At 58.7% G+C, this 22468-nt stretch carries 24 protein-coding genes and 1 pseudogene; 13 read left to right on the forward strand and 12 right to left on the reverse strand.

Features of this window, described 5'->3' with window-relative positions; translation table 11 throughout:
• Positions 1–79 precede the first annotated feature (79 nt).
• Entirely contained in the window at positions 80–961 is an 882-nt protein-coding gene (gene rarD, locus AC0R79_RS16980; RefSeq protein ID WP_258711796.1) for an EamA family transporter RarD, read from the forward strand.
• 63 nt (positions 962–1024) lie between these two features.
• On the opposite strand, the gene hppD is transcribed toward rarD, so the two are convergent.
• Complete coding sequence (gene hppD / locus AC0R79_RS16985; RefSeq protein ID WP_007958955.1) at positions 1025–2101, reverse strand: 4-hydroxyphenylpyruvate dioxygenase; 1077 nt, start codon at positions 2099–2101, stop codon at positions 1025–1027.
• A 246-nt stretch (positions 2102–2347) separates the two neighbouring features.
• Entirely contained in the window at positions 2348–3295 is a 948-nt protein-coding gene (locus AC0R79_RS16990; RefSeq protein WP_474730744.1) for a DMT family transporter, read from the reverse strand.
• Between the two features lie 77 nt (positions 3296–3372).
• Here AC0R79_RS16990 and AC0R79_RS16995 point away from each other — a divergent pair, with 77 nt between their 5' ends.
• From AC0R79_RS16995 to AC0R79_RS17005, 3 genes are all read left to right on the forward strand, one after another.
• The gene (locus tag AC0R79_RS16995; protein ID WP_474730747.1) at positions 3373–4245 is read left to right on the forward strand and encodes a LysR family transcriptional regulator; all 873 of its coding nucleotides are present in this window, start codon (positions 3373–3375) and stop codon (positions 4243–4245) included.
• Between the two features lie 106 nt (positions 4246–4351).
• Positions 4352–5887: an EAL domain-containing protein gene (locus AC0R79_RS17000; RefSeq protein WP_474730750.1), complete on the forward strand. Its 1536-nt coding sequence runs from the start codon at positions 4352–4354 to the stop codon at positions 5885–5887.
• A gap of 234 nt (positions 5888–6121) precedes the next feature.
• A complete protein-coding gene (locus tag AC0R79_RS17005; RefSeq protein WP_011334329.1) occupies positions 6122–6487 on the forward strand; it encodes a histone-like nucleoid-structuring protein, MvaT/MvaU family in 366 nt (121 codons plus the stop codon).
• A gap of 207 nt (positions 6488–6694) precedes the next feature.
• Here the strand turns inward: AC0R79_RS17005 and AC0R79_RS17010 are convergent, their stop codons facing one another.
• Positions 6695–7213 (reverse strand): DUF4946 domain-containing protein, encoded by a 519-nt coding sequence (locus tag AC0R79_RS17010; protein WP_007958947.1) that lies wholly within the window; start codon positions 7211–7213, stop codon positions 6695–6697.
• A gap of 142 nt (positions 7214–7355) precedes the next feature.
• Here AC0R79_RS17010 and gloA point away from each other — a divergent pair, with 142 nt between their 5' ends.
• Positions 7356–7877 (forward strand): lactoylglutathione lyase, encoded by a 522-nt coding sequence (gene gloA, locus AC0R79_RS17015; RefSeq protein WP_065260490.1) that lies wholly within the window; start codon positions 7356–7358, stop codon positions 7875–7877.
• Positions 7878–7959: 82 nt separating this feature from the next.
• Here the strand turns inward: gloA and ahpF are convergent, their stop codons facing one another.
• The 3 genes from ahpF to AC0R79_RS17030 form a co-directional block, all read right to left on the reverse strand.
• Entirely contained in the window at positions 7960–9522 is a 1563-nt protein-coding gene (gene ahpF, locus AC0R79_RS17020) for an alkyl hydroperoxide reductase subunit F (RefSeq protein ID WP_474730755.1), read from the reverse strand.
• 130 nt (positions 9523–9652) lie between these two features.
• On the reverse strand, positions 9653–10216 hold the full coding sequence (gene ahpC / locus AC0R79_RS17025; protein WP_003224621.1) for an alkyl hydroperoxide reductase subunit C: 564 nt from the start codon (positions 10214–10216) through the stop codon (positions 9653–9655).
• A gap of 136 nt (positions 10217–10352) precedes the next feature.
• A complete protein-coding gene (locus AC0R79_RS17030; RefSeq protein ID WP_474730758.1) occupies positions 10353–11291 on the reverse strand; it encodes a site-specific integrase in 939 nt (312 codons plus the stop codon).
• 177 nt (positions 11292–11468) lie between these two features.
• Between AC0R79_RS17030 and AC0R79_RS17035 the strand changes: the two genes are divergently transcribed.
• On the forward strand, positions 11469–12473 hold the full coding sequence (locus AC0R79_RS17035; protein ID WP_474730761.1) for a DNA-binding protein: 1005 nt from the start codon (positions 11469–11471) through the stop codon (positions 12471–12473).
• On the opposite strand, the gene gorA is transcribed toward AC0R79_RS17035, so the two are convergent.
• The 3 genes from gorA to galU all read right to left on the reverse strand — a co-directional run bounded on the left by gorA (position 12470) and on the right by galU (position 16575).
• Entirely contained in the window at positions 12470–13828 is a 1359-nt protein-coding gene (gorA, locus tag AC0R79_RS17040) for a glutathione-disulfide reductase (RefSeq protein ID WP_474730764.1), read from the reverse strand. The genes AC0R79_RS17035 and gorA overlap by 4 nt on opposite strands.
• A 104-nt stretch (positions 13829–13932) precedes the next feature.
• Positions 13933–15393 carry an MFS transporter gene (locus tag AC0R79_RS17045; protein WP_474730766.1) on the reverse strand — a complete coding sequence of 487 codons (1461 nt, stop codon included), beginning with the start codon at positions 15391–15393 and terminating at the stop codon, positions 13933–13935.
• Between the two features lie 342 nt (positions 15394–15735).
• Complete coding sequence (galU, locus tag AC0R79_RS17050; RefSeq protein ID WP_007958937.1) at positions 15736–16575, reverse strand: UTP--glucose-1-phosphate uridylyltransferase GalU; 840 nt, start codon at positions 16573–16575, stop codon at positions 15736–15738.
• Between the two features lie 247 nt (positions 16576–16822).
• Between galU and AC0R79_RS17055 the strand changes: the two genes are divergently transcribed.
• Positions 16823–17011, forward strand: a complete 189-nt coding sequence (locus tag AC0R79_RS17055; protein WP_007958936.1) for a hypothetical protein — start codon at positions 16823–16825, stop codon at positions 17009–17011.
• A gap of 140 nt (positions 17012–17151) precedes the next feature.
• A complete protein-coding gene (locus tag AC0R79_RS17060) occupies positions 17152–17448 on the forward strand; it encodes a hypothetical protein (protein ID WP_007958935.1) in 297 nt (98 codons plus the stop codon).
• Between the two features lie 2 nt (positions 17449–17450).
• On the opposite strand, the gene AC0R79_RS17065 is transcribed toward AC0R79_RS17060, so the two are convergent.
• Positions 17451–17681, reverse strand: a complete 231-nt coding sequence (locus AC0R79_RS17065) for a hypothetical protein (RefSeq protein WP_011334337.1) — start codon at positions 17679–17681, stop codon at positions 17451–17453.
• 73 nt (positions 17682–17754) lie between these two features.
• Positions 17755–18111 carry a hypothetical protein gene (locus AC0R79_RS17070; RefSeq protein ID WP_007958931.1) on the reverse strand — a complete coding sequence of 119 codons (357 nt, stop codon included), beginning with the start codon at positions 18109–18111 and terminating at the stop codon, positions 17755–17757.
• Between the two features lie 211 nt (positions 18112–18322).
• Between AC0R79_RS17070 and AC0R79_RS17075 the strand changes: the two genes are divergently transcribed.
• The 5 genes and pseudogenes from AC0R79_RS17075 to ada all read left to right on the forward strand — a co-directional run bounded on the left by AC0R79_RS17075 (position 18323) and on the right by ada (position 21463).
• Entirely contained in the window at positions 18323–18625 is a 303-nt protein-coding gene (locus AC0R79_RS17075) for a DUF1883 domain-containing protein (RefSeq protein ID WP_007958929.1), read from the forward strand.
• Positions 18626–18659: 34 nt separating this feature from the next.
• Entirely contained in the window at positions 18660–18830 is a 171-nt protein-coding gene (locus AC0R79_RS17080; protein WP_007958927.1) for a hypothetical protein, read from the forward strand.
• A 90-nt stretch (positions 18831–18920) separates the two neighbouring features.
• Positions 18921–19633: pseudogene (locus AC0R79_RS17085) on the forward strand (2OG-Fe(II) oxygenase).
• Positions 19634–19635: 2 nt separating this feature from the next.
• Positions 19636–20301, forward strand: coding sequence for a DNA oxidative demethylase AlkB (alkB, locus tag AC0R79_RS17090; RefSeq protein ID WP_474735126.1), 666 nt, complete (start codon positions 19636–19638; stop codon positions 20299–20301).
• 88 nt (positions 20302–20389) lie between these two features.
• Complete coding sequence (ada, locus tag AC0R79_RS17095) at positions 20390–21463, forward strand: bifunctional DNA-binding transcriptional regulator/O6-methylguanine-DNA methyltransferase Ada (protein ID WP_474730774.1); 1074 nt, start codon at positions 20390–20392, stop codon at positions 21461–21463.
• On the opposite strand, the gene acuI is transcribed toward ada, so the two are convergent.
• Complete coding sequence (gene acuI, locus AC0R79_RS17100; RefSeq protein ID WP_474730777.1) at positions 21464–22447, reverse strand: acrylyl-CoA reductase (NADPH); 984 nt, start codon at positions 22445–22447, stop codon at positions 21464–21466.
• Positions 22448–22468 lie beyond the last annotated feature (21 nt).

Raw genomic sequence — 22468 nt, forward strand, 5'->3', positions numbered from 1 at the left:
TTGATCACTCGGCCAATATTCACCACAAAAACCACGTATCCTGCGCGCCCCGTTTCACCATCACCCCCGCGAGGACAGTTTGTCTAAAGGCATTGCTCTATCGGTGACAGCATCGACGCTGTTCGCCGTCATGTATTACTACACCTCGCTGCTCACCCCGTTGAGCGGCGTGGAAATCTTCGGTTGGCGGATGCTGCTGACCGTGCCCTGCATGACCGTGTTCATGTTGCTGTCCGGCGAATGGCGGCGGGTGCTGGAGCTGCTGCGCCGGGTCCCTGCGCTGCCGAAGTTGATCGGTGGCCTGATCGTTTCGTCCGCGTTGCTCGGCGTGCAGTTGTGGCTGTTCATGTGGGCGCCGCTCAACGGCTACAGCCTTGATGTGTCGCTGGGTTACTTCCTGCTGCCGTTGTCCATGGTCCTGACCGGGCGCATCGCTTATGGCGAAAACCTGTCATACCTGCAAAAAGTCGCGGTGTTTTTTGCCAGCCTCGGTGTGTTGAACGAGTTGTATCAGGTCGGCGGGTTTTCCTGGGCGACGCTGGTCGTAGTCGTCGGTTACCCGTTGTATTTCGTGCTGCGCAAATACCTCAAGACCGACAACCTCGGCGGTTTGTGGGTCGACATGACTTTGATGCTGCCGGTGGCGTACTGGTTTGTGCGCGGCGGCGAACAGGGTTTCGGCGTGTTCGATCAGTACCCGGCGCTGACATGGCTGATTCCGTTGCTCGGTCTGATCAGTGCATCGGCGCTGGTGGTGTACATCATCGCCAGTCGTTTGCTGCCATTCAGCCTGTTTGGTTTGTTGAGTTACGTTGAGCCGGTGCTGCTGCTGGGTGTGGCGCTGTTGCTCGGCGAGAGCATCAAACCCGGTGAATGGCTGACCTACATCCCGATCTGGCTCGCGGTCGTGGTGCTGGTGTTTGAAGGCTTCAAGCACCTGATGCGCCAACGGCGCCCGTAAGACGCGCAATAAAAAGCCCGGCCTGCATTTCTGCAGGCCGGGCTTTTTTACATCTGATGCGGATTACTCGGTAGCGAGCACGCCACGACGCACCTGGTCACGCTCGATCGATTCGAACAGAGCCTTGAAGTTGCCTTCACCGAAACCATCGTCGCCCTTGCGCTGGATGAATTCGAAGAATACCGGGCCCATCAGGGTTTCCGAGAAAATCTGCAGCAGCAGACGCTTGTCTTCTTTATCTGACGCACCATCGAGCAGGATCCCGCGCGATTGCAGTTGATCGACCGGCTCGCCGTGGTTCGGCAGGCGGCCTTCGAGCATTTCGTAGTAGGTGTCCGGCGGCGCGGTCATGAAGCGCATGCCGATCTTCTTCAACTGATCCCAGGTCTTGACCAGGTCATCAGTGAGGAAGGCCACGTGCTGGATGCCCTCGCCGTTGAACTGCATCAGGAACTCTTCGATCTGCCCGGCGCCCTTCGACGATTCTTCGTTGAGCGGGATGCGGATCATGCCGTCCGGCGCGGTCATCGCTTTCGAGGTCAGGCCGGTGTATTCGCCCTTGATGTCGAAGTAGCGGATTTCACGGAAGTTGAACAGCTTCTCGTAGAAGTTCGCCCAGTAGGCCATGCGACCGCGATACACGTTGTGGGTCAGGTGGTCGATGATCTTCAGGCCGGCACCGACCGGGTTGCGGTCAACGCCTTCGAGGAACACGAAGTCGATGTCATAGATCGAGCTGCCTTCGCCGAAACGGTCGATCAGGTAAAGCGGCGCGCCGCCAATGCCTTTGATCGCCGGCAGGTTCAGTTCCATCGGACCGGTTTCGATGTGGATCGGCTGGGCGCCGAGTTCCAGTGCGCGGTTGTAGGCCTTCTGCGAATCCTTGACCCGGAACGCCATGCCGCAAACGGACGGGCCGTGTTCGGCCGCGAAGTACGAAGCAACGCTGTGGGGTTCGTTGTTGAGGATCAGGTTGATCGCGCCCTGACGATACAGGTGCACGTTCTTGGAACGGTGGGTCGCAACTTTGGTGAAGCCCATGATCTCGAAGATCGGCTCAAGGGTGCCAGGAGTCGGCGATGCGAACTCGATGAACTCGAAGCCCATCAGGCCCATTGGGTTTTCGTATAAATCTGCCATGGTTGGCGCCTCATCATTCTTATCAATTAACCAGAGTTATTTGTCAGTAATGCTGAGACCGGTGGGTGGCGCACAGGAGATGCCACGCACACTGCGGGCGAGGAAGTCACCGTAGATCAGTTGAAACCCGAATATCTTCATTGTCGACCCAAGGCTCTTGCGGGCGAGGCTTCTGCTGCCAGAAGACGATTATTATTGTATGCGTAACCCGATTCTACACAGCGTAAATAGGGTTGTCTGCCCTCTCTATAAAATCCGCTTTTTTCCTGCCGGTGCAAGGGGTTTGTTGCACAGCCAGATGCCCGCCAGAATCAGCACGCCGCCCAGGCACATGGCCAGCGTCAGCTGTTCGCCCAGCAGGATTGCACCGGCCAGCACGGCGGTCAGCGGGTTGAGCGCGATGAACACGCCGGAGCGCGTGGCGCCGATCTTGCGGATGCCATCGTAGTAACCGATGTAGGCCAGCGCCGAGCCGAGCACGCCCAGATAGGCCAGGCTCAGCCATTGGCGCGTGCCAAGCGCGGCCAGCGCTGCAACGTCCACTTCGCCCCGGTTCAGGGCCAGCGCCCACAACATCACGGTGCCCAGCAGAATCGAAAAGGTCACGGTCTGCACCGGGCCGATGCTCTGGTTGAGGCTGCGGGAGAACAGCGAATAGACGCCCCAGCTCAAAACGCAGCCGAGGATCAGCAGGTCGCCAATCCACGCGTCCGGCGTTTCGCTCAGCAGTTGCGGATTGCGACTGACGATCACCACACCCGCCCCGCCGATGCAGATTGCGATGCCGATCACCTTCAATCGACTCAGTCGCTCCTTGAACAGCAGCCATGACGCCAGACCGATTACCGCCGGATTCAGCGCCACGATCAACGAAGCCCGGGAAGCGTTGATGTATTGCAGCCCGTAAAAGAAGCACAGGTTGTAGAAGAAAATCCCGAAGAACCCCAGCAACGCAAGTTGCAGCCATTGCCGGGGCGTAGGCCGCACCAACGCTATCCGCGCCAGCCGCAGAACCCCGATCAACGCCACACTGGCCAGCAAAAACCGAAGGCTGGCGGCAAAGACCGGGCTCAGGCTACCGGCCAGAAACCGCCCGGCCACCCACGTTCCGCCCCAGATCATGGTGACCAGGGCCAGGTTCAGGTAGACGGGCATGTCCGAGGCGGCCGGACGGACAGGTTCATGACAACTCATAACGCTCCCAACGATGAGACTGACGGATGACGTATCATTCGATTGATTCCTCATCATCGTAAAATGAGTCTTTACTCATGACCCTGACCCAACTCGAAATCTTCTCGCTGGTGGCCGAACTGCGCGGTTTCACCCTCGCCGCCCATCGTCTGGGGATTTCCCAGTCGGCGGTGTCCCACGCCTTGAAATCTCTGGAACAGGAACTGGGCGTCGAGCTGCTGCGCCGGCACCAATCGCAAGTGGAACTGAGCGACATCGGCGAGCAATTGCTGCTGCGCGCGCGGGCGATGCTCGGGCTGGCCAACACCTTGCGCCAGGAGGCCGCGGATGCGCGCGGCATGAAACGCGGCACGTTGCGCATCGGCTCGTTCGGGCCGACGTCCTCGATCAAATTGTTGCCCAGGATTCTGCAGCAGTATCGCGAGGCGCATCCGGGGATCGAAGTGCACATCGATGAAGGACCGGATCGGCAGGTCATCCAGTGGCTGGAAGAGCGTCGGATCGACATCGGTTTTGTGGTGCTGCCCGAGGAGCGCTTCGACACCTTTGCCTTGATCGAAGATCAGATGGTCGCCCTGCTCCCGCTCGGTCACCCGTTGGCGACTCACGAATCAGTGACGCTGAAAGATTTATGCAACGATCCATTCGTGCTGACCGAGGCAGGTTCGTCGGAGCTGGTATCGCGCCTGTTCAACGCAGCGCGGTTGAGCCCGAACATCCGTTTTCGCTGCTCGCAGCTGCTCAGCACCCTCGACACCGTGAGTCGGGGCGATGCGATGACTGTGGTGGCTGAAAGTTCGTTACCTTTCGATCCCGACCCTCGCTACATTAAGCGACCGCTGTCTCCCGCCGTCACCCGGCAAGTCGGTCTGGCGATGCTGGATCAGCGCCAGGCAACGCCCGCCACGCTGGCATTCATTCAGCTGGCAACTCGGCTGGATTATCGTTGAGCGGCGCAGCTGTCATTGGCCATCTATCATGGGCTCAGACCTCGGGCTTTGCGCGCACGCTTCGCCTGCCATCAAGAGCCCCACTCCATCGCGACAGGATGCGCCAATGCCACTGACCGTCAGGCCCCGCCGCAATCGCAGCACCCGGATTATCGTGACATTGCTGTGCAGCTTGCTGCCGATCCTACTCGGCAGCGTGATTCTTTATATGCAGGCCGGACGCGCCCTTCAACAGAGTTCGCAACACACCGCCGATGAAGCCTTGCGGCAGTTCGAACTGATGCTCGACAACACCGCCCAGGCCGCCCGCGAACTGTTGCCTTTGGCCGGCCAGACCTGCGAGACCGTCAAACTGGCCTTGCGCGAACAAGTCACCCGCCGTCCGTTCGTGCGCTCGACCAATCTGGTGTGGGACGACAATCTCTATTGCAGTTCGCTGTTCGGCGACTTCAAGGAAGCGGTGAATCCGGGCGACTACGCCCAGGGCAAGTTGTGGCTCATGAACGGCAACCCGGTCACGCCTGACACCGCGCTGCTGGTCTATCGCCTGAGCGAGGGTCGCGGCGGCGCACTGACCACGCTGGACGGCTATCACCTGAGCAACATCCTGCGCCTGATCGGCCGGCACACGTTGTTGCTGCTGCAAGTCGGCAACAACTGGCTCTCCGCCGACGGCAAAGTGCATCAGGGCGCCCTGCCCGCGTTGCCCGTGGCGCAAAGTACCTTGCACTCGTCGCACTACGCGTTCTCGGTCAGCGCCGCGTTTCCGGCAGGCGAAACCTGGCGCTACATGAAAGACGAGTACCCGCCGCTGTTCAGTCTGCTGATGTTCTTCGGTGCGGTATCGGGAGCGATCGGCTACATCTTGCAGAGGCGCTCCACCTCGCCCAGCCATGAGATGCTGCGAGCGCTGGAGGCGGGAGAATTCATTCCGTACTTTCAACCGGTGGTGCACGGCGACAGCAAACGCTGGTCGGGCGCGGAAGTGCTGATGCGCTGGAACCATCCCAAGGAGGGGCTGGTGCGTCCGGACCTGTTCATTCCCTTCGCCGAACACTCCGGGTTGATCGTGCCGATGACCCGCGCCCTGATGCAGCAGACGGCTGTCGTGCTGGGGCCGCTGTCAGCGACCTTTACCGCGCCGTTCCACATCGGCATCAACATCACCGCCAGCCACTGCCACGATCTGGAGCTGATTGAGGATTGCCGTGAGTTTTTGTCAGCGTTCCAGCCCGGCAGCATCAGCCTGGTTCTGGAACTGACCGAACGCGAGCTGATCGAGCCGTCCGACATTACCCATCAACTGTTCGCGCAACTGCGTGCAATGGGCGTGAAGATCGCGATTGACGACTTTGGTACCGGCCATTCAAGCCTTGGCTACTTGAGGACTTTCAATGTCGACTTCCTCAAGATCGATCAGACATTCGTGGCCATGATCGATAAAGATGCCCTGTCCCGGCACATTCTGGACAGCATCATCGAGCTCTCCACCAAACTGGATCTGGGCGTTGTGGCTGAAGGTGTGGAGACGCAGGCCCAGTGTGATTATCTGGCCGCTCATCATGTCAACTTTCTGCAGGGCTACCTTTTCGGCAAACCGATGCCGGCTGCAGACTTCATCGAAGCATTAACTCATCATTAACTTGGCGGGATAAATCCTGACTCGCCGACAGCCCGCACCAAATTGATACAAAACAGCGTTGTTGTTACATGAGGAAAAAGTCAGGATTTACTCTTGTCGCATTAACTACTACAATTTTTCTTACCTGTTGCAAGATGGGCAGGTGAGCCATTATCACCGAGTCGCTTCAAGGCTCTTGGCTTATAGCTTTGTTTGCGGTTGGTATCAGCCAAACACACTATTGGAGTAAAGATATTGTCCAGACTCGCTGAATTTCGTGCAGCTGAAAAGGCCCTTCAGGAACAGCTCAAGCAGCTGGAATCGCTGAAGAACGATGCCGGGCTCAAGAAAGAAATCGAATTCGAAGAAAAGCTCCAGGGGCTGATGAAAACCTACGGCAAAGGCCTGAAAGACATCATCGCCATTCTCGATCCGAACCCGGCGAAATCCGGTCTGCAATCGACCGCCGCACCTAAAACCCGCCGCGCTCGCGTGGTCAAGGTCTATCAGAACCCGCACACCGGCGAGCTGATCGAGACCAAGGGTGGCAACCATCGTGGCCTGAAAGCCTGGAAGGAACAATACGGTGCAGCTACCGTTGATTCCTGGTTGCGCGGTTAATCCCTCGCAAACATGAAAGCCCTGCATATGCAGGGCTTTTTTTTGGACAATATTTAACAAATGCAACGATTTTTTTGGCGGGAAAGTTGATTCTCAAACCGCTCTCGCGCTGAAACTATGCTTCCGAATGTTGCCCCGTTAGCCGGAGATTAACTTTATGTTTAATCAGTTCCGGTATCTAACATCAGGCCGACCACGAACAGACGACTAGAATTTCAAGCTGTTTCGCGCAGCCACTATGTCGTCACCGCTCGCCTTATAAACCTCTGCCTGCCCGGCATACGAAAGTACGTAAGCCTTATCCGCCTCGACCGCTGCAACCAATGTTTGCGACAACACATGACGGCCGTTTTCAGTCACCGTACAAGTGGTCTCAAGCGCGGTCAGCGATCCCAGCGTGCTCGCATGAACCTTGTTGCAGACACTCTGATAACCGCTCTGGAAAAAGTCTTTCTGCACCGACTTGCGCATTTCCAGCAACACGCCTTGCAAGTTGACCTGATGACCACTTTCGACACGGGTCATCGTCAACTCCATCACCATGACCTGATTGCCATCGGCGTCAGTCTTCACCGCGCGCTGACGGGAGACTTCCGGGGAGGTTTCGGGCAGCGCCTCGACTTCCCAACCGGCCGGCCAGGTGATGCTCGGTGCCTCGGCAAAGGCCGGCAGAGCAAGCAGGGAAAAACCCAGGAAAACGAACAGCGATTTGAACGGTCGGATCATTACCAGAGGCACTCGCGGATTGAGCCGTAAAGTCTGAGGCCCGCCCGCTCGCAGGGCAAGCCCGCGCTTTCGGTTTGGCGATGCTGCCAGGCATGCGTATCATTGCGCCCATTCACTCGCCCCAATTTGTTACGGAGGGCCCATGAGCCTGCAAGAACTGAACACTTTCCCTGGCGTCACCGCCACCCCGGACAGCGCAACCCGCAACTTCGTGTTCAACCACACCATGCTGCGCGTCAAAGACATCACCAAGTCGCTGGATTTCTACACCCGTGTATTGGGTTTCTCGCTGGTAGAGAAGCGTGATTTCCCGGAAGCGGAATTCAGCCTGTACTTCCTCGCCCTGGTCGACAAATCGCAGATCCCGGCCGACGCCGCTGCGCGCACCGAGTGGATGAAGTCGATTCCCGGCATACTGGAACTGACCCACAACCACGGCACCGAAAACGACGCAGACTTCGCCTACCACAACGGCAACACCGACCCGCGCGGTTTCGGCCACATCTGCATTTCGGTACCGGACATCGTCGCTGCCTGCGCGCGCTTTGAAGAGTTGGGCTGCGACTTCCAGAAACGCCTGACCGATGGCCGCATGAAGAGCCTGGCGTTCATCAAGGATCCGGATGGCTACTGGGTCGAGATCATTCAGCCAGCTCCGCTGTAAAGCTGGACCTGGGTAAAAAGCAACACGCAAAGAAAAACCCCCATCATCGCTGATGGGGGTTTTTCTTTTTCAGGCCCGGGATTTACGCCGGAGCCGAAGTGCGGATCAAGTGATCGAAAGCGCTGAGGGAAGCCTTCGCGCCCTCGCCCACTGCAATCACGATCTGCTTGTATGGCACGGTGGTCACGTCACCGGCGGCGAAGATGCCGGGGATCGAGGTTTCACCGCGGTTGTCGACGATGATCTCGCCACGCGGCGACAGCTCGATGGTGCCTTTGAGCCAATCGGTGTTAGGCAGCAGACCGATCTGCACGAAGATCCCTTCCAGCTCGACAGTGCGCAGTTCGTCAGTATTGCGATCCTTGTAGCGCAGGCCGTTGACCTTTTGACCGTCACCGGTGACTTCCGTGGTCAGCGCACTGGTGATCACGGTGACGTTCGGCAGGCTGTGCAGCTTGCGTTGCAATACGGCGTCGGCGCGCAACTGAACGTCGAACTCCAGCAGGGTCACGTGGGAGACGATACCGGCCAGGTCGATAGCCGCTTCGACGCCGGAGTTACCGCCGCCAATCACCGCCACACGCTTGCCTTTGAACAGCGGACCGTCACAGTGCGGGCAGTAAGCCACGCCTTTGTTGCGGTATTCCTGCTCGCCCGGCACGTTCATTTCACGCCAGCGCGCTCCGGTCGCCAGAATCACGCTCTTGGCCTTGAGGGTCGCGCCGCTGGCGAAGTGAACTTCATGCAGCTCGCCATTCTTGCCCGGGATCAACTTGTCGGCGCGTTGCAGGTTCATGATGTCGACGTCGTATTGCTTGACGTGTTCTTCCAGCGCGGTCGCCAGTTTCGGGCCTTCGGTTTCCTGCACGGAAATGAAGTTCTCGATGGCCATGGTGTCCAGCACCTGACCGCCGAAGCGCTCGGCTGCAACACCGGTGCGAATGCCTTTACGTGCGGCGTAGATCGCCGCCGAAGCACCGGCCGGGCCACCGCCGACCACCAGCACATCAAAAGCTTGCTTGGCGCTGATTTTCTCGGCCTGACGCTCGATGGCGCCGGTGTCGAGTTTGGCGAGGATTTCTTCCAGGCCCATGCGGCCCTGACCGAAGTTTTCGCCGTTGAGGTAGATGCTCGGCACGGCCATGATCTTGCGATCGTTGACTTCGTCCTGGAACAGCGCGCCGTCGATGGCGACGTGGCGGATGTTCGGGTTCAGCACGGCCATCAGGTTCAGCGCCTGAACGACGTCCGGACAGTTCTGGCAAGACAGCGAGAAGTAAGTCTCGAAGTTGAAATCGCCCTTGAGCGAGCGGATCTGTTCGATCACCTCGACACTGGCCTTCGAAGGGTGGCCGCCGACTTGCAGCAGGGCCAGCACCAGCGAAGTGAATTCATGGCCCATCGGGATGCCGGCGAAACGCAGGCTGATGTCGGCACCCGGGCGGTTGATCGAGAACGACGGTTTGCGTGCATCGTCGCCGCTGTCGATCAAGGTAATCTGGTGCGAAAGACTGGCAACGTCTTTCAGCAGGTCGAGCATTTCACGGGATTTCGCACCGTCGTCGAGTGAAGCAACGATCTCGATCGGCTGGGTGACCCGTTCCAGGTACGATTTCAACTGGGCTTTAAGATTGGCGTCCAACATACGGGCGATCTCCTGACTTTATTTGAGGCGAAAAAAAGCCCGAGCGAATCTCGCCCGGGCTTTTCTATTGGGCGGTGCAGCTTACTTAAGTAGGTGCGGAGTCCCGCCCTGCATTGCGTGTGTCACAGACTTAGATCTTGCCGACCAGGTCCAGGGACGGAGCCAGAGTGGCCTCGCCTTCTTTCCATTTGGCCGGGCAAACTTCGCCTGGGTGAGCAGCAACGTACTGAGCAGCCTTGATTTTGCGCAGCAGCTCGGAAGCGTCACGGCCAACGCCGCCATCGTTCAGTTCAACGATTTTGATCTGGCCTTCAGGGTTGATCACGAAGGTGCCACGGTCTGCCAGGCCAGCTTCTTCGATCAGCACGTCGAAGTTGCGGGAGATGACGTGGGTCGGGTCGCCGATCATGGTGTATTCGATTTTGCCGATGGCTGGCGAAGTGTTGTGCCAGGCAGCGTGGGCAAAGTGGGTGTCGGTCGAAACGCTGTAGATCTCTACGCCCAGTTTCTGGAAGGCGGCGTAGTTGTCAGCCAGGTCTTCGAGCTCGGTTGGGCAAACGAAAGTGAAGTCGGCCGGGTAGAAGAACACTACGGACCATTTGCCTTTCAGGTCAGCGTCCGAGACTTGTACGAAGTCGCCGTTTTTGAACGCGGTAGCTTTGAACGGTTTTACTTGGCTGTTGATGATAGGCATTGATGACTCTCCGTCAGGGTTGTGAATTCGATGGGTGAATCCTACCCAGTCACTCGACGGATGGCTCATTGGCAAACCTGATGCTGCTGATTTGTTTTCGCTATTAGCTGAGAGTATTAATAGAAGAAAACGATATCTACGGCGACAGCGGCTTATCCGTAATCCGGGCCATCCCGTGAAAGGGGCTCGCTTCAACATAGCGCATGGCAGACTTCACATCCTTCCAGCCCACGTAACTCATCAACGATTTGAGATCCCAGCCGCTTTGATGGGCCCACGTTGCGAAGCCGCGACGCAGGGAATGGCTGGTGTAGCGCTCGGCGGAGATCCCCGCGCGCTCCAGGGCCTGACGCAGCAACGGAATCACGCTGTTGGCGTGCAAGCCCTCCTCGCTCAGATTGCCCCAGCGGTCGACGGCGCGAAACACCGGGCCCCGCACCAGTGCTGCCTCGGTGATCCATTCGATATAAGCCTGCACCGGGCACAACTTCAGCAGCGCCGGGGCCTGATAGGTCTGGCCGAGGTTTTCCCGATCGCCCTTACTGCGTGGAAGGTACAGGGTGATGCCGCTGCCGGCGTGGGCCTGCACGTGCTCGATCTGCACCCGGCACAGTTCATCGCTGCGAAAGCCGCGCCAGAAGCCCAGCAGGATTAAAGCCCGATCACGGCAGGCTCTGAGCAACAGCGGCCGGTCCTGATTCTCTCTCGCGTCCTTCATTTCCTGCTCAAGCCAAGCGACGGTCTGCTCAAGATCGCGCAGCTGCAGCGGCTCGGCCTGTTTTTCTTGCGCGGGATGCAGGGCGCGAATGCCCTTGAACACTTTGCGCACCACCGGCGACTTGGTGGGATCGGCGAAGCCCTGACTGTTGTGCCACTGCGCCAGCGCCGACAGACGCAACTTCAGCGTGTTGACCGACAGCACGCCGGCATGCGCCACCAGATACCGCGCGATGCTGTCCGCTGTCGCGGGCAGGAACCCACCCCATACCGTTTCGAAGTGCTCGACGGCCGCACGATAGCTGCGGCGGGTGTTGTCACGGGTGGCGGCTTGCAGATAGCGATCGATATCGCTCATGGGCTGATTTTCTCGTGGCGTACTGAAGGTTCGTGCGAAAACCGATTCTATGGGTTTCACATGGGGTAATACCAGTATATCCCGCCCGTTTATCGGTGCTTGTTTTACTTTATTTTCAACATGGTACACTGCGTACTTTGGTGGCATGTACCACAGTACGAAATGGTAGGAGCAGATATGGCCCGTGGCGGCGTTAACAAAGCAGTAGTCCAGATCGCGCGTGCAGCGATCCTCGCCCGTGGCGAACACCCCAGCATCGACGCAGTACGCATTGAGCTGGGCAACACGGGTTCCAAAACCACGATTCATCGTTATCTGAAGGAGCTGGATGACGGCAGCGAACCGGCCGATCCTTCGGCAGAACCTATCGATGACGAGCTGCTGGCACTCGTCACGCGCCTTGCCCAACGCCTGAAAGAACAGGCGCAGGAGCCGATTGATCAGGCGCGCGAGCAGTACGAGCAACAGCGTCAGGCACTGGAGGACGAGCTGAATCAGCTTCGTCAGGATCACGCGCAACTGGAGAAGAAGCACGACATTCAGGCTGCCGCGCTGGCCAAGGAATCCGAAGCCCTGAGCGATACCCGCTCGATGCTGCAGACCGAGCAAACCCGCAACGCCGGACTGAATCAGGCGCTGACCGATTTTGAATTGCGCCTGCAGGACAAGGACGAGCAGATCCGCTCGCTGGAAGAAAAGCACCTGCACGCCCGCGATGCGCTTGAGCACTACCGCAACGCCATCAAGGAACAGCGCGAGCAGGAACAAAGTCGTCACGAAACCCAGGTGCAGCAGTTGCAGATGGAGTTGCGCCAGGCGCAGCAAAGCGCGCTGGTACGTCAGGACGAGATCACCCAGCTGCACCGCGACAACGAACGTTTGCTGACCGAGAATCGCGGCAGCCTGCGCGAACTGGGCCTGATGCAGGATCAGCTCAAGCACAGCAATCAGCGTCAAGATCAATTGCTGGAGCAAGCGTCTCGCGTCGACAGCGAACGCACCCTCCTCCAGGAACGCCTACGCGTGGCCCTGCTGGAAAGTCAGACGCTCAAGCAGAACGTCGACGAGCAGTCGCAGCTCAATCAGTCATTGGAGAAGGAATTGACCAAGGCGCAAGACAGTCTGCGCCTGGCCACCACCGTTGCGGCAGCGCCAGACGCAGCAGAACCGAAAAAGACTTAAGCGCCGACCGGCGTACGCATCGTGACAAATTCTTCGGCCGCCGTCGGGTGCACCCCGATGGTGTCGTCGAAGTCACGCTTGGTGGCGCCAGCCTTCAACGCGATTGCCAGACCTTGCACGATCTCGCCAGCATCCGGCCCGACCATGTGACAGCCAAGAACCTTGTCAGACTTGCCATCGACCACCAGCTTCATCAGCGTGCGCTCCTGGCAGTCAGTCAAGGTCAGCTTCATCGGCCGGAAGCGGCTTTCGTAGATCACGACGTCGTGACCCGCGTCCCGCGCCTCTTCTTCGGTCAGGCCGACGGTGCCGATGTTCGGCAGGCTGAACACTGCCGTCGGGATCATCTTGTAATCCACCGGACGGTATTGCTCAGGCTTGAACAGGCGTCGCGCCACCGCCATGCCTTCAGCCAACGCCACCGGCGTCAACTGTACACGCCCGATGACATCGCCCAGCGCCAGGATTGATGGCTCGGTGGTCTGGTATTGCTCATCGACTTTGATGAAGCCTTTTTCGTCGAGCTGCACATCAGTGTTCTCCAGCCCCAGGTTGTCCAGCATCGGACGTCGGCCGGTGGCGTAGAACACACAATCCGCTTCCAGTACGCGACCATCCTTGAGGGTCGCCTTCAAGCTGCCGTCGGATTGCTTGTCGATGCGGGCAATGTCGGCATTGAATTGCAAATCCAGACCGCGCTTGGTCAGTTCTTCCTTCAGATGGTTACGCACTGAACCGTCGAAACCGCGCAAGAACAGATCGCCGCGATACAGCAACGTCGTGTTGGCGCCCAGGCCATGGAAAATCCCGGCAAATTCGACGGCGATGTAACCGCCACCGACGACCAGTACACGCTTGGGCAGTTCTTTGAGGAAGAACGCCTGGTTCGAGCTGATCGCATGCTCATGCCCCGGAATCTCCGGGATCTGCGGCCAGCCACCGGTGGCGATCAGAATATTCTTCGCGGTGTAGCGCTCGCCGTTCACCTCAACTTCGTGCGGACCAACGATTTTCGCGTGGGCTTCATGCAGGGTCACACCGCTGTTGACCAGCAGATTGCGATAAATGCCGTTCAGGCGATTGATCTCGCGATCCTTGTTGGCAATCAGCGTGGCCCAATCGAAATCCGCCTCGCCCAGGCTCCAGCCAAATCCCGAGGACTGTTCGAAGTCTTCGGCAAAGTGAGCGCCGTACACCAACAGTTTTTTCGGTACGCAACCGACGTTGACGCAAGTACCGCCCAGATAACGACTCTCGGCCACCGCCACTTTCGCACCGAACCCGGCAGCAAAACGCGCAGCCCGCACACCGCCAGAACCGGCGCCAATCACATAAAGGTCAAAATCGTAGGCCATTTCTATCTCCTCGGCAGGCGATCAGCATACCCGCAGACGCTTATTGAGCAAGTCTCTACTGCACGGGGATGGGCAATACCGGGAGGTTCTACGGTTAGCATTGATTAATGACATTCTGCCGGCTGAACCTTTGGCAAGCGCAACGTACGCCTAGCGATCAGAATTGCTATCAGCGCCAGGCCGAAAGCGAGCCACGATACCAATGCAATTCCGCCTTCAAATGCACTTCCCGCCTGCGGCATCAACTGTTGCGCTTGATCCCCCGCCAACCCCGTCGCAACATGATGAGCACCAGCCAGCGTTTCACTTGCCAGCATCGTCTGAACATCGCTCAAAAACGCTGGAAGCTGCAGGTCTGCTCGGTAGCGAGCCGTCACCAGGCCGCCAAGCAGAGTCGTACCCAGCACCACGCCCACTTCATAGGCTGTTTCACTGATGGCGGATGCCGCCCCTGCCTTCGCTGGGGGCGCTGCCGACAAAATCACATCATTGGAAACCGTAGCGATCGCCCCCACTCCGATGTTGAGTAACGCGAACGCCACTACCAATACCGCAAGACTGCTGCCCATGCTGGCCACCAGCAAAAAGGCCGCACCGGTGAAAGCCACCAGAATCGGTATCAGTACATGCACCGGCATACGCTGCGCGACTGGGACGACTGCCATTCCAACCATAATCGCCATGATTTGCCCCGGCACCAATGCAAGGCTCGCACTCAAGGGCGCCATTTGCAGAACAATCTGCAAAAACTGAGTCGTGAAAAAAACGAAGCCGACAAGAAACGCAAGACTCATCAAATTGATAAGGACTGACCCGCTGAAGGCGCCATTGCTGAACAGGGTCATGTCCATCAGGGGTACAGGAAGACGCAACTGGCGACGTACGAATATCCAGCCTGCCAGTGCACCTACCAGAAAGGTGCCAAACACAATCCCGTCAATGCCCTCACTGGCGCCATGCTTGATGCTGTAAACGATACAACCCAGTGCGACCATCGACTGAAGGATGCTGATCGGGTCCAGCGGACCCGACGCATCACGATCTGATTCAGGGAGCAACAGCGGCCCCAGTACTAACAATGGAATCAGGACGGGAACCGCCAACAGAAAAATCGCGCCCCAATCAAAGAACTGCAACAACACCCCTCCCACCAAAGGCCCTAGTGCCGAGCCGACAGTCAGCGTCGTTGCCCAGATCGCTACTGCCACTCTGCGCTCTTCTCGATCCTCAAACACCGAACGTATCAATGCCAGCGTGGAGGGCATCAACATCGCACCGAAAATCCCCATGCAAGCCCGCCCGATAATCAGCTGCATCGATGTTTCGGAATATGCGGTCAGCACCGAGACCACCACAAACCCGAACGAGCCGATAAGCAGCAACTTACGGTGCCCCACCCGATCACCCAGGCTACCCATCGAAACCAGCAGTCCTGCGAGAACCAACGAATAGGCATCGATCATCCACAGCTGCTGGCTGGCAGTTGGACGCAAGGCTTCGGCGATTTTGGGTAACGCGAAACCCAATACGGTGTTATCAACGGTCACCAGCAGCACTGGCAACATGAGCACCGCCAGCCCTGACCAGCGTCTGGCACTTGATCTTCGTGCTGTAGCCATATTCTTTAACGCCAAAAGCAACACTCCTTATTGCTGGAGAATAAATTTCACAACCGTCCTTCGACGATCATGAAACGCTTTCCTCCGCACCTCCCTGGCGAAGACGAGTCAGTTCAGCAGCGAACATGCTGGCTGACAATCGAACATTTGTTTCACATTGCATCCTGAATCGAATCGAGATGCGCTATTTCTCCCCATAAACGCAAACGCCCCGAACATGTCGGGGCGTTTGTTTTTAGCGTCAAACTATTCAGACCGTGTGACGTACCTTCAGACAGTCAGTCTTTATCAGTAAGCCTTGCCAGTCTTGTAGAAGTTCTCGAAGCAGAAGTTGGTTGCTTCGATGTAGCCTTCAGCACCACCGCAGTCGAAACGCTTGCCCTTGAACTTGTAGGCCATCACGCAGCCGTTCTGAGCTTGTTTCATCAGGGCGTCGGTGATCTGGATTTCACCGCCTTTGCCTGGCTCGGTCTGTTCGATCAGGTCGAAGATGTCCGGGGTCAGGATGTAACGGCCGATGATCGCCAGGTTCGACGGCGCGTCTTCCGGCTTTGGCTTCTCGACCATGCTGTGTACGCGGTAGATGTCGTCGCGGATCATTTCGCCAGCGATCACGCCGTACTTGCTGGTTTCCTGCGGATCGACTTCCTGGATGGCAATGATCGAGCAGCGGAACTGCTTGTACAGTTTGACCATCTGGGTCAGAACGCCGTCGCCTTCAAGGTTGACGCACAGGTCGTCCGCCAGCACCACGGCGAACGGCTCGTCACCGATCAGCGGGCGACCGGTCAGGATCGCGTGACCCAGGCCTTTCATTTCGGTCTGACGGGTGTAGGAGAACGAGCACTCGTCCAACAGCTTGCGGATACCGACCAGGTATTTTTCCTTGTCGGTGCCTTTGATCTGGTTTTCCAGCTCATAGCTGATGTCGAAGTGGTCTTCCAGGGCACGCTTGCCACGGCCGGTCACGATGGAGATTTCGTTCAGGCCAGCATCCAGAGCTTCTTCGACGCCGTACTGGATCAGTGGCTTGTTTACCACCGGCAGCATTTCTTTGGGCATGGCCTTAGTCGCTGGGAGGAAGCGAGTACCGTAACCGGCTGCTGGGAACAAGCATTTCTTGATCATATAAGTCCTTGAAAGGGCTGTGTGTACGAGTTTCGGCGCAGTCTAATCAGGCGGAGCGCACCTTACAATGCCCCGCACTGGCTAACCGATGTCAACATAGAGAAATATTCCGGCGGATAGTTCAATCCGCTCGCAGAGGCTGCGCAATCAGCGTAGCCCAAAGATCTCGGAACACCTCATCGACCTGCGCCAGATCGCCGATTTACCGTTATCATGGCGCCTTTGAACCAGCCAACGAGGCCGTTAGATGTCCGCAGCAAAAATCATCAATGGGTACACCGTCGCCAAGGGGAAAGATGGCCAGTGGCATATCACCGCCGCCAACGGCGAAGATGTGTCCGGTCCGCTGCCCACTGAAGCGATGGCGATTGAAGTAGCCGCGGTGCTTGATTACACGCCTCCTGCACCGAAACGTCGCGGCAAGGATCAAGACTGATCCGCAACGACGAATCCCGGCCCTGCCTTCGCGCAGGGCTTTTTTTGGACTGCGCACAAAGACGTGGCCAATCGCTATAACCTTTTCATGCTGGCGCTGTCATAGCGTCTAGCCCCCTCCTCCTCGAAGACGACATTGCCATGATCAACCGCCCCTTCATCAGCTTCCTGCCCCTGATTGCGCTCGCGGCCCTGGCCGGCTGCGCCACCTCGCAGACCACCTACCTGAACAACGGAGAACAAGGGTTGAGCATCGACTGCTCCGGCGAAGCCAACTCCTGGGCCAGCTGTTATGAAAAGGCTGACGCATCGTGCGCCGGAACCGGTTACCGCATCGTCGGGACCGACGGCACACCGGCGCCCAAGGAAGACGACAAGACGCTGGGCGTCGATGTCGGTAATTACAAAACCCGTAGCGTGGTGGTCGTGTGTAAATAGCCTTACATGTGAATTTCGGCGAACTTGATCCCCAGCCCGCGCACGACCTCGATCAGGTCGTCGAGCCGGTTGAAGGATTCAACTTCGTCGTTATCGTCGACCAGGAAGTAACTGCGACCGGCGCTCTTCTTGAAAAACACAATCCACTCCCCCGGATTCGCCGGGTTCTGGATCACATGGGTCGCCGCAATGAGCCCTTCCTTGTGTCGCTCACGCACCTGCTCTCTCTTCATTCACCGCTCCCAGAAATGACAATGCCGCCACAGCAACGCTGTGACGGCATCAATGCTGACTGCTGACAGTCTATCAGCCGGAAATACAGGCCGTGGCGGCTTTGCGCACATCCCATGGACGCAGCGGCACATTGGACATCCGCTCGTGCAGCTTGATGCTGCTGCCACCGGAGCGATCCTCGATGTCAAACACCGCGGCCGGACCCGATCCCAGCTTGCCCGGAACGATGACCCGGACTTCGTCCTTGCTCCGCTCTACCTGCAGGGCACCCCGGCTGCTGGACAGCTTTTCGGCCAGGCACTCAGCATATTCATGGGGTTTCTTGCCGGAAATGACGTTCATGGTCGGCAGCGTTTCATTGATTTCCGAAACGCTTGCGCAACCACCCATAGCCAATGCCAACGGCAGAATCACCACACCCCACTTCATACAAAACCTCCGATAAAGACCCTCCGACAGCACGAATGCCGTTTTTCTCCGAGGCCTGCTGCATTTAACTCACATAGAATCGTGAATATCTGTTTTTAATTGTCAAAGCGGTGCCTGACAGCCGGATAATAACCTGTCCGGGCTGATAAACTGCGCCAATCGACAATGCTATCGTTTTGATTTTGTAGAAAAAGCCCTTCTGGAGGCGCCCATGAAATTCATTCACCAGCGCGAGCACCTCAACGAAGACGACATCGTCGTCATTCAATGCTCGCAAACCTGCAACATCCGCTTGATGAACGACGCCAACTTCCGCAGCTTCAAGAATGGCGGCCGTCACACCTATCACGGCGGTGCTTTCGACACATTCCCGGCCCGCATTACCGCCCCGAGCACCGGTTTCTGGAACATCACCATCGACACCGTCAATCGCCGGGCGATCAGCGTGACCCGCAAGCCGACCCTGACGCACTCGATCAAGATCATTCGCCGCTCCAGCTCCAAACTCAGCTGAGCAGTTCCGCCAACGCAGACAGGTAAGCATCAACGTGGCCCAAACGACCAAATACGTGATCAAGTACAAACTCAACGGTGAACGCCGCTTCGAGTTCGCCCAACTGGAAAACGGCACGCCGGAAGAAGCCAAGGCCGCACTGGATGCCCTGCACGGCCAGAGCGACGATGTGATCAGCGACATCAGCGTCAGCAAGGCCTTGTAAGACCCGGGCGAAATTCGACCGCAAGCGGCGGAGTGTTGCGACCGGGTGGACGGCCCAGACTGATACCTGAATGTAAGCCAGGGAATCAGCATGTCACCCTCACCCGCCTCCCCGCTCGATGCGCTCGACTGGATCGCTTTTGAGCAGCAACTGGACCAGGACGGTTGCGCCGTCATCCGCACGCTGCTGCGCCCGGACACTTGCGATCGGTTGAGTGCGCTTTACCCACAAAGTGAACCGTTTCGATCCCAGGTCATCATGCCCGCCATGGTTTCGGGCGCGGGGAATACAAATACCTGCGCTATCCGCTTCCGCCCGTGGTGGAACGCCTGCGCAGCGCGCTTTACCCGCGACTCGTGCCTCTGGCCAACCGCTGGCATGAACGAATGGGCCTGCCAGCGCGCTTTCCAGCGCAACACCGCGAATTTCTCGAGCGCTGCCACGCCGCCGGTCAATTGCGGCCTACCCCGCTCTTGCTGCAATACGGCCCGCAGGATTACAACTGTCTGCATCAGGACCTGTACGGCGAACATGTGTTTCCACTGCAAGTGGCGATTCTTCTGTCAGAACCTGGCGAAGATTTCACTGGCGGCGAGTTCGTCATGACCGAACAACGTCCGAGAATGCAGTCCCGTCCGCTGGTGATGGACCTGAGAAAAGGCGACGCGCTGATCTTTGCCGTCAACCAGCGCCCGGTCAAAGGCGTGCGCGGCGACTATCGGGTGACCATGCGCCACGGTGTCAGCCGACTGCACAGCGGAAAACGGCATACTCTGGGCATCATCTTCCACGACGCGACCTGACGATCATGCAAACCACCTTCGATCTGTTCGCCGACACAGAATCCGAGCAGCCCCGGCGCGCCGAACAGATCGGCGAGCAATCCCGGGTGCTACGCGGCTTTGCCCTGTCGCAAATCGAGCAGTTGTTGCCGGCCCTGGAATCGATCATCGCCTGCGCCCCGCTGCGCCACATGATGACGCCCGGAGGTTTCAGCATGTCGGTGGCCACCAGCAGTTGCGGTGCACTGGGCTGGATCACCGATCGGAGCGGCTACCGTTATTCATCTGAAGATCCCTTGAGCCATCAATCCTGGCCGGCCATGCCCGAGGTGTTTCGCGAGTTGGCGCAGACGGCAGCGAAACGCGCCGGATTTGCCGACTTCGTACCGGATTCCTGCCTGATCAATCGTTATGTCCCAGGCGCGAAGATGTCGTTGCATCAGGACAAAGATGAAAACGCCTACGAAGCCCCGATCGTTTCTCTGTCACTGGGCCTGCCCGCAACATTTCTGTTCGGCGGTTTCGCGCGTGGCGACAGGAGCCAGAAAATATCGCTGCTGCACGGCGACATGGTGGTCTGGGGCGGTGTCGACCGCCTGCGCTATCACGGCATCCTGCCGATCAAGCCTGGCCGGCACCCGCGCTTGGGCGAACAGCGTTTCAACCTGACGTTTCGTACCGCTGGATAATCCTGCAAAGTTTGACCGCAAGGGTCGGAGTGTTCCGGCCGGTGGCACTGGTTAACCTGAAATTCAACAGGTCAACGGACTCTCCATCATGAAAACGCTTTCCACCTCGCTGAACACTGAAGACGATTCACGCTGGGCCGCTGTCGTCGCACGCGACCCTCGGGCGGACGGCCAGTTTGTCTATGCCGTGAAAACCACCGGCATCTATTGCCGCCCCAGCAGCCTGGCGCGCTTGCCGAAACCGCAGAACGTCGAGTTCTTCGACACCGCCGAGGACGCCGAGGCAGCGGGCTATCGCCCCAGCAAACGGGCGAGCAAGGATCAGACCGAAGTTGCCGCGCAGCATGCTGCGACCGTCGCGGCAGCCTGTCGCCAGATAGAGGCGTCGGACAGTCTGCCGGCGCTCAACGATCTCGCCGAGACCGCCGGCCTGAGCGCCTTCCATTTTCATCGCGTGTTCAAAGCAGCGACGGGCCTGACGCCGAAAGGCTATGCAGCCGCGCACCGCTCGCGCCGGGTTCGTCAGCGTCTGGCAGACGGCGGCTCGGTGACCGAGGCGTTCTATGACGCTGGCTTCAATTCCAACAGCCGTTTCTACGAGGCGGCCGATCAAGTATTGGGCATGAAACCCGGCGACTTCCGGGCCGCCGGCCAGAACAACGACATCCGCTTCGCCGTCGGCCAGTGCTCGCTCGGCGCCATTCTGGTTGCACAGAGCGAGCGCGGGATCTGCGCGATTCTGCTGGGGGACGATCCGCACCAATTGGTGTGCGACCTGCAGGACCAGTTTCGCAGGGCCAACCTGATCGGCGCCGACACCGAGTTCGAACAACTGATCGCCCGCGTCGTCGGCTTCATCGAAGCGCCTGCCATCGGCCTGGATTTGCCGCTGGATGTGCGCGGCACGGCGTTTCAGGAACGGGTGTGGCAGGCGCTGCGCGAAATACCGGTCGGCAGCACCGCCAGCTACGCGGACATCGCCTTACGTATCGGCTCGCCAAAAGCCGTGCGCGCAGTGGCCCAGGCTTGTGGCGCCAACAGCCTCGCGGTTGCCATTCCGTGCCACCGCGTGGTGCGCAGCGACGGCAATCTCAGCGGCTACCGCTGGGGCGTTGAGCGCAAGCGCGAATTGCTCGAGCGTGAAGGCAAACCCCGACAGTAATCAGCGATTCACATCAACGACAACCCGCCCCCGGAGTTGCCCCGCCAGCAACTTCGGTGCCGCGTCGATAGCTTCGCCGAGGCCGATTTCATGGCTGATCAGCGGCAACAGGGTAAAATCCAGATCCTTCGCCAAGCGATCCCAAGCCTCGATGCGGCGCGCCTTGGGTTGGGTCACGCTATTGATCCCGGCCAGTGTCACGCCACGCAAAATGAACGGCGCCACAGACGCCGGAAAGTCCATGCCCTGAGCCAGACCGCACGCGGCCACGGTGCCTTCGGCCCGGGTGCTGGCGCAGGCATTGGCCAGCGTGTGACTGCCGACTGAATCGATGACGCCCGCCCAGCGCTCCTTGGCCAGCGGCTTGCCGGGTTCGGACAGGGTGGCGCGATCAATGATTTCGCCCGCGCCCAATTGTTTCAGGTATTCGTGTTCCGACACCCAACCGGTCGAAGCGACCACGCGGTAGCCCAGCTTGCTCAGCAATGCGATGGCAAAACTGCCGACGCCACCGTTGGCACCGGTCACCAGCACTTCGCCCTGTTGCGGAGTCACGCCGTTGCGCTCCAGCGCCATGACGCACAGCATCGCCGTATAACCGGCCGTGCCAATGGCCATGGCTTGCGCAGCAGTGAATGCCTTGGGCAGCGGAATCAGCCAGTCACCGTTCAATCGCGCCTTCTGCGCCAGACCGCCCCAGTGGCTTTCACCGACGCCCCAGCCGTTGAGCAGAACCGCATCGCCGACCTTGTAGTCCGGGTGCGAGCTGACTTCGACGGTGCCCGCCAGATCGATCCCCGGCACCATCGGAAACCTGCGCACCACCGGGCTGCTGCCGGTGATCGCCAGGCCGTCCTTGAAATTCAGCGTGCTGTAAGCGACGCGTACCGTCACATCGCCCTCCGGCAGCTGCTCGTCGTTGATCTCGTGCAGGTTGGCGCGATAACCACTGTCGTCTTTGTCGATCAAAATGCCTTTGAACATGACTGCCTCTCACGGGTGGAA

The sequence above is a fragment of the Pseudomonas sp. HD57-3 genome, assembly GCF_056113135.1.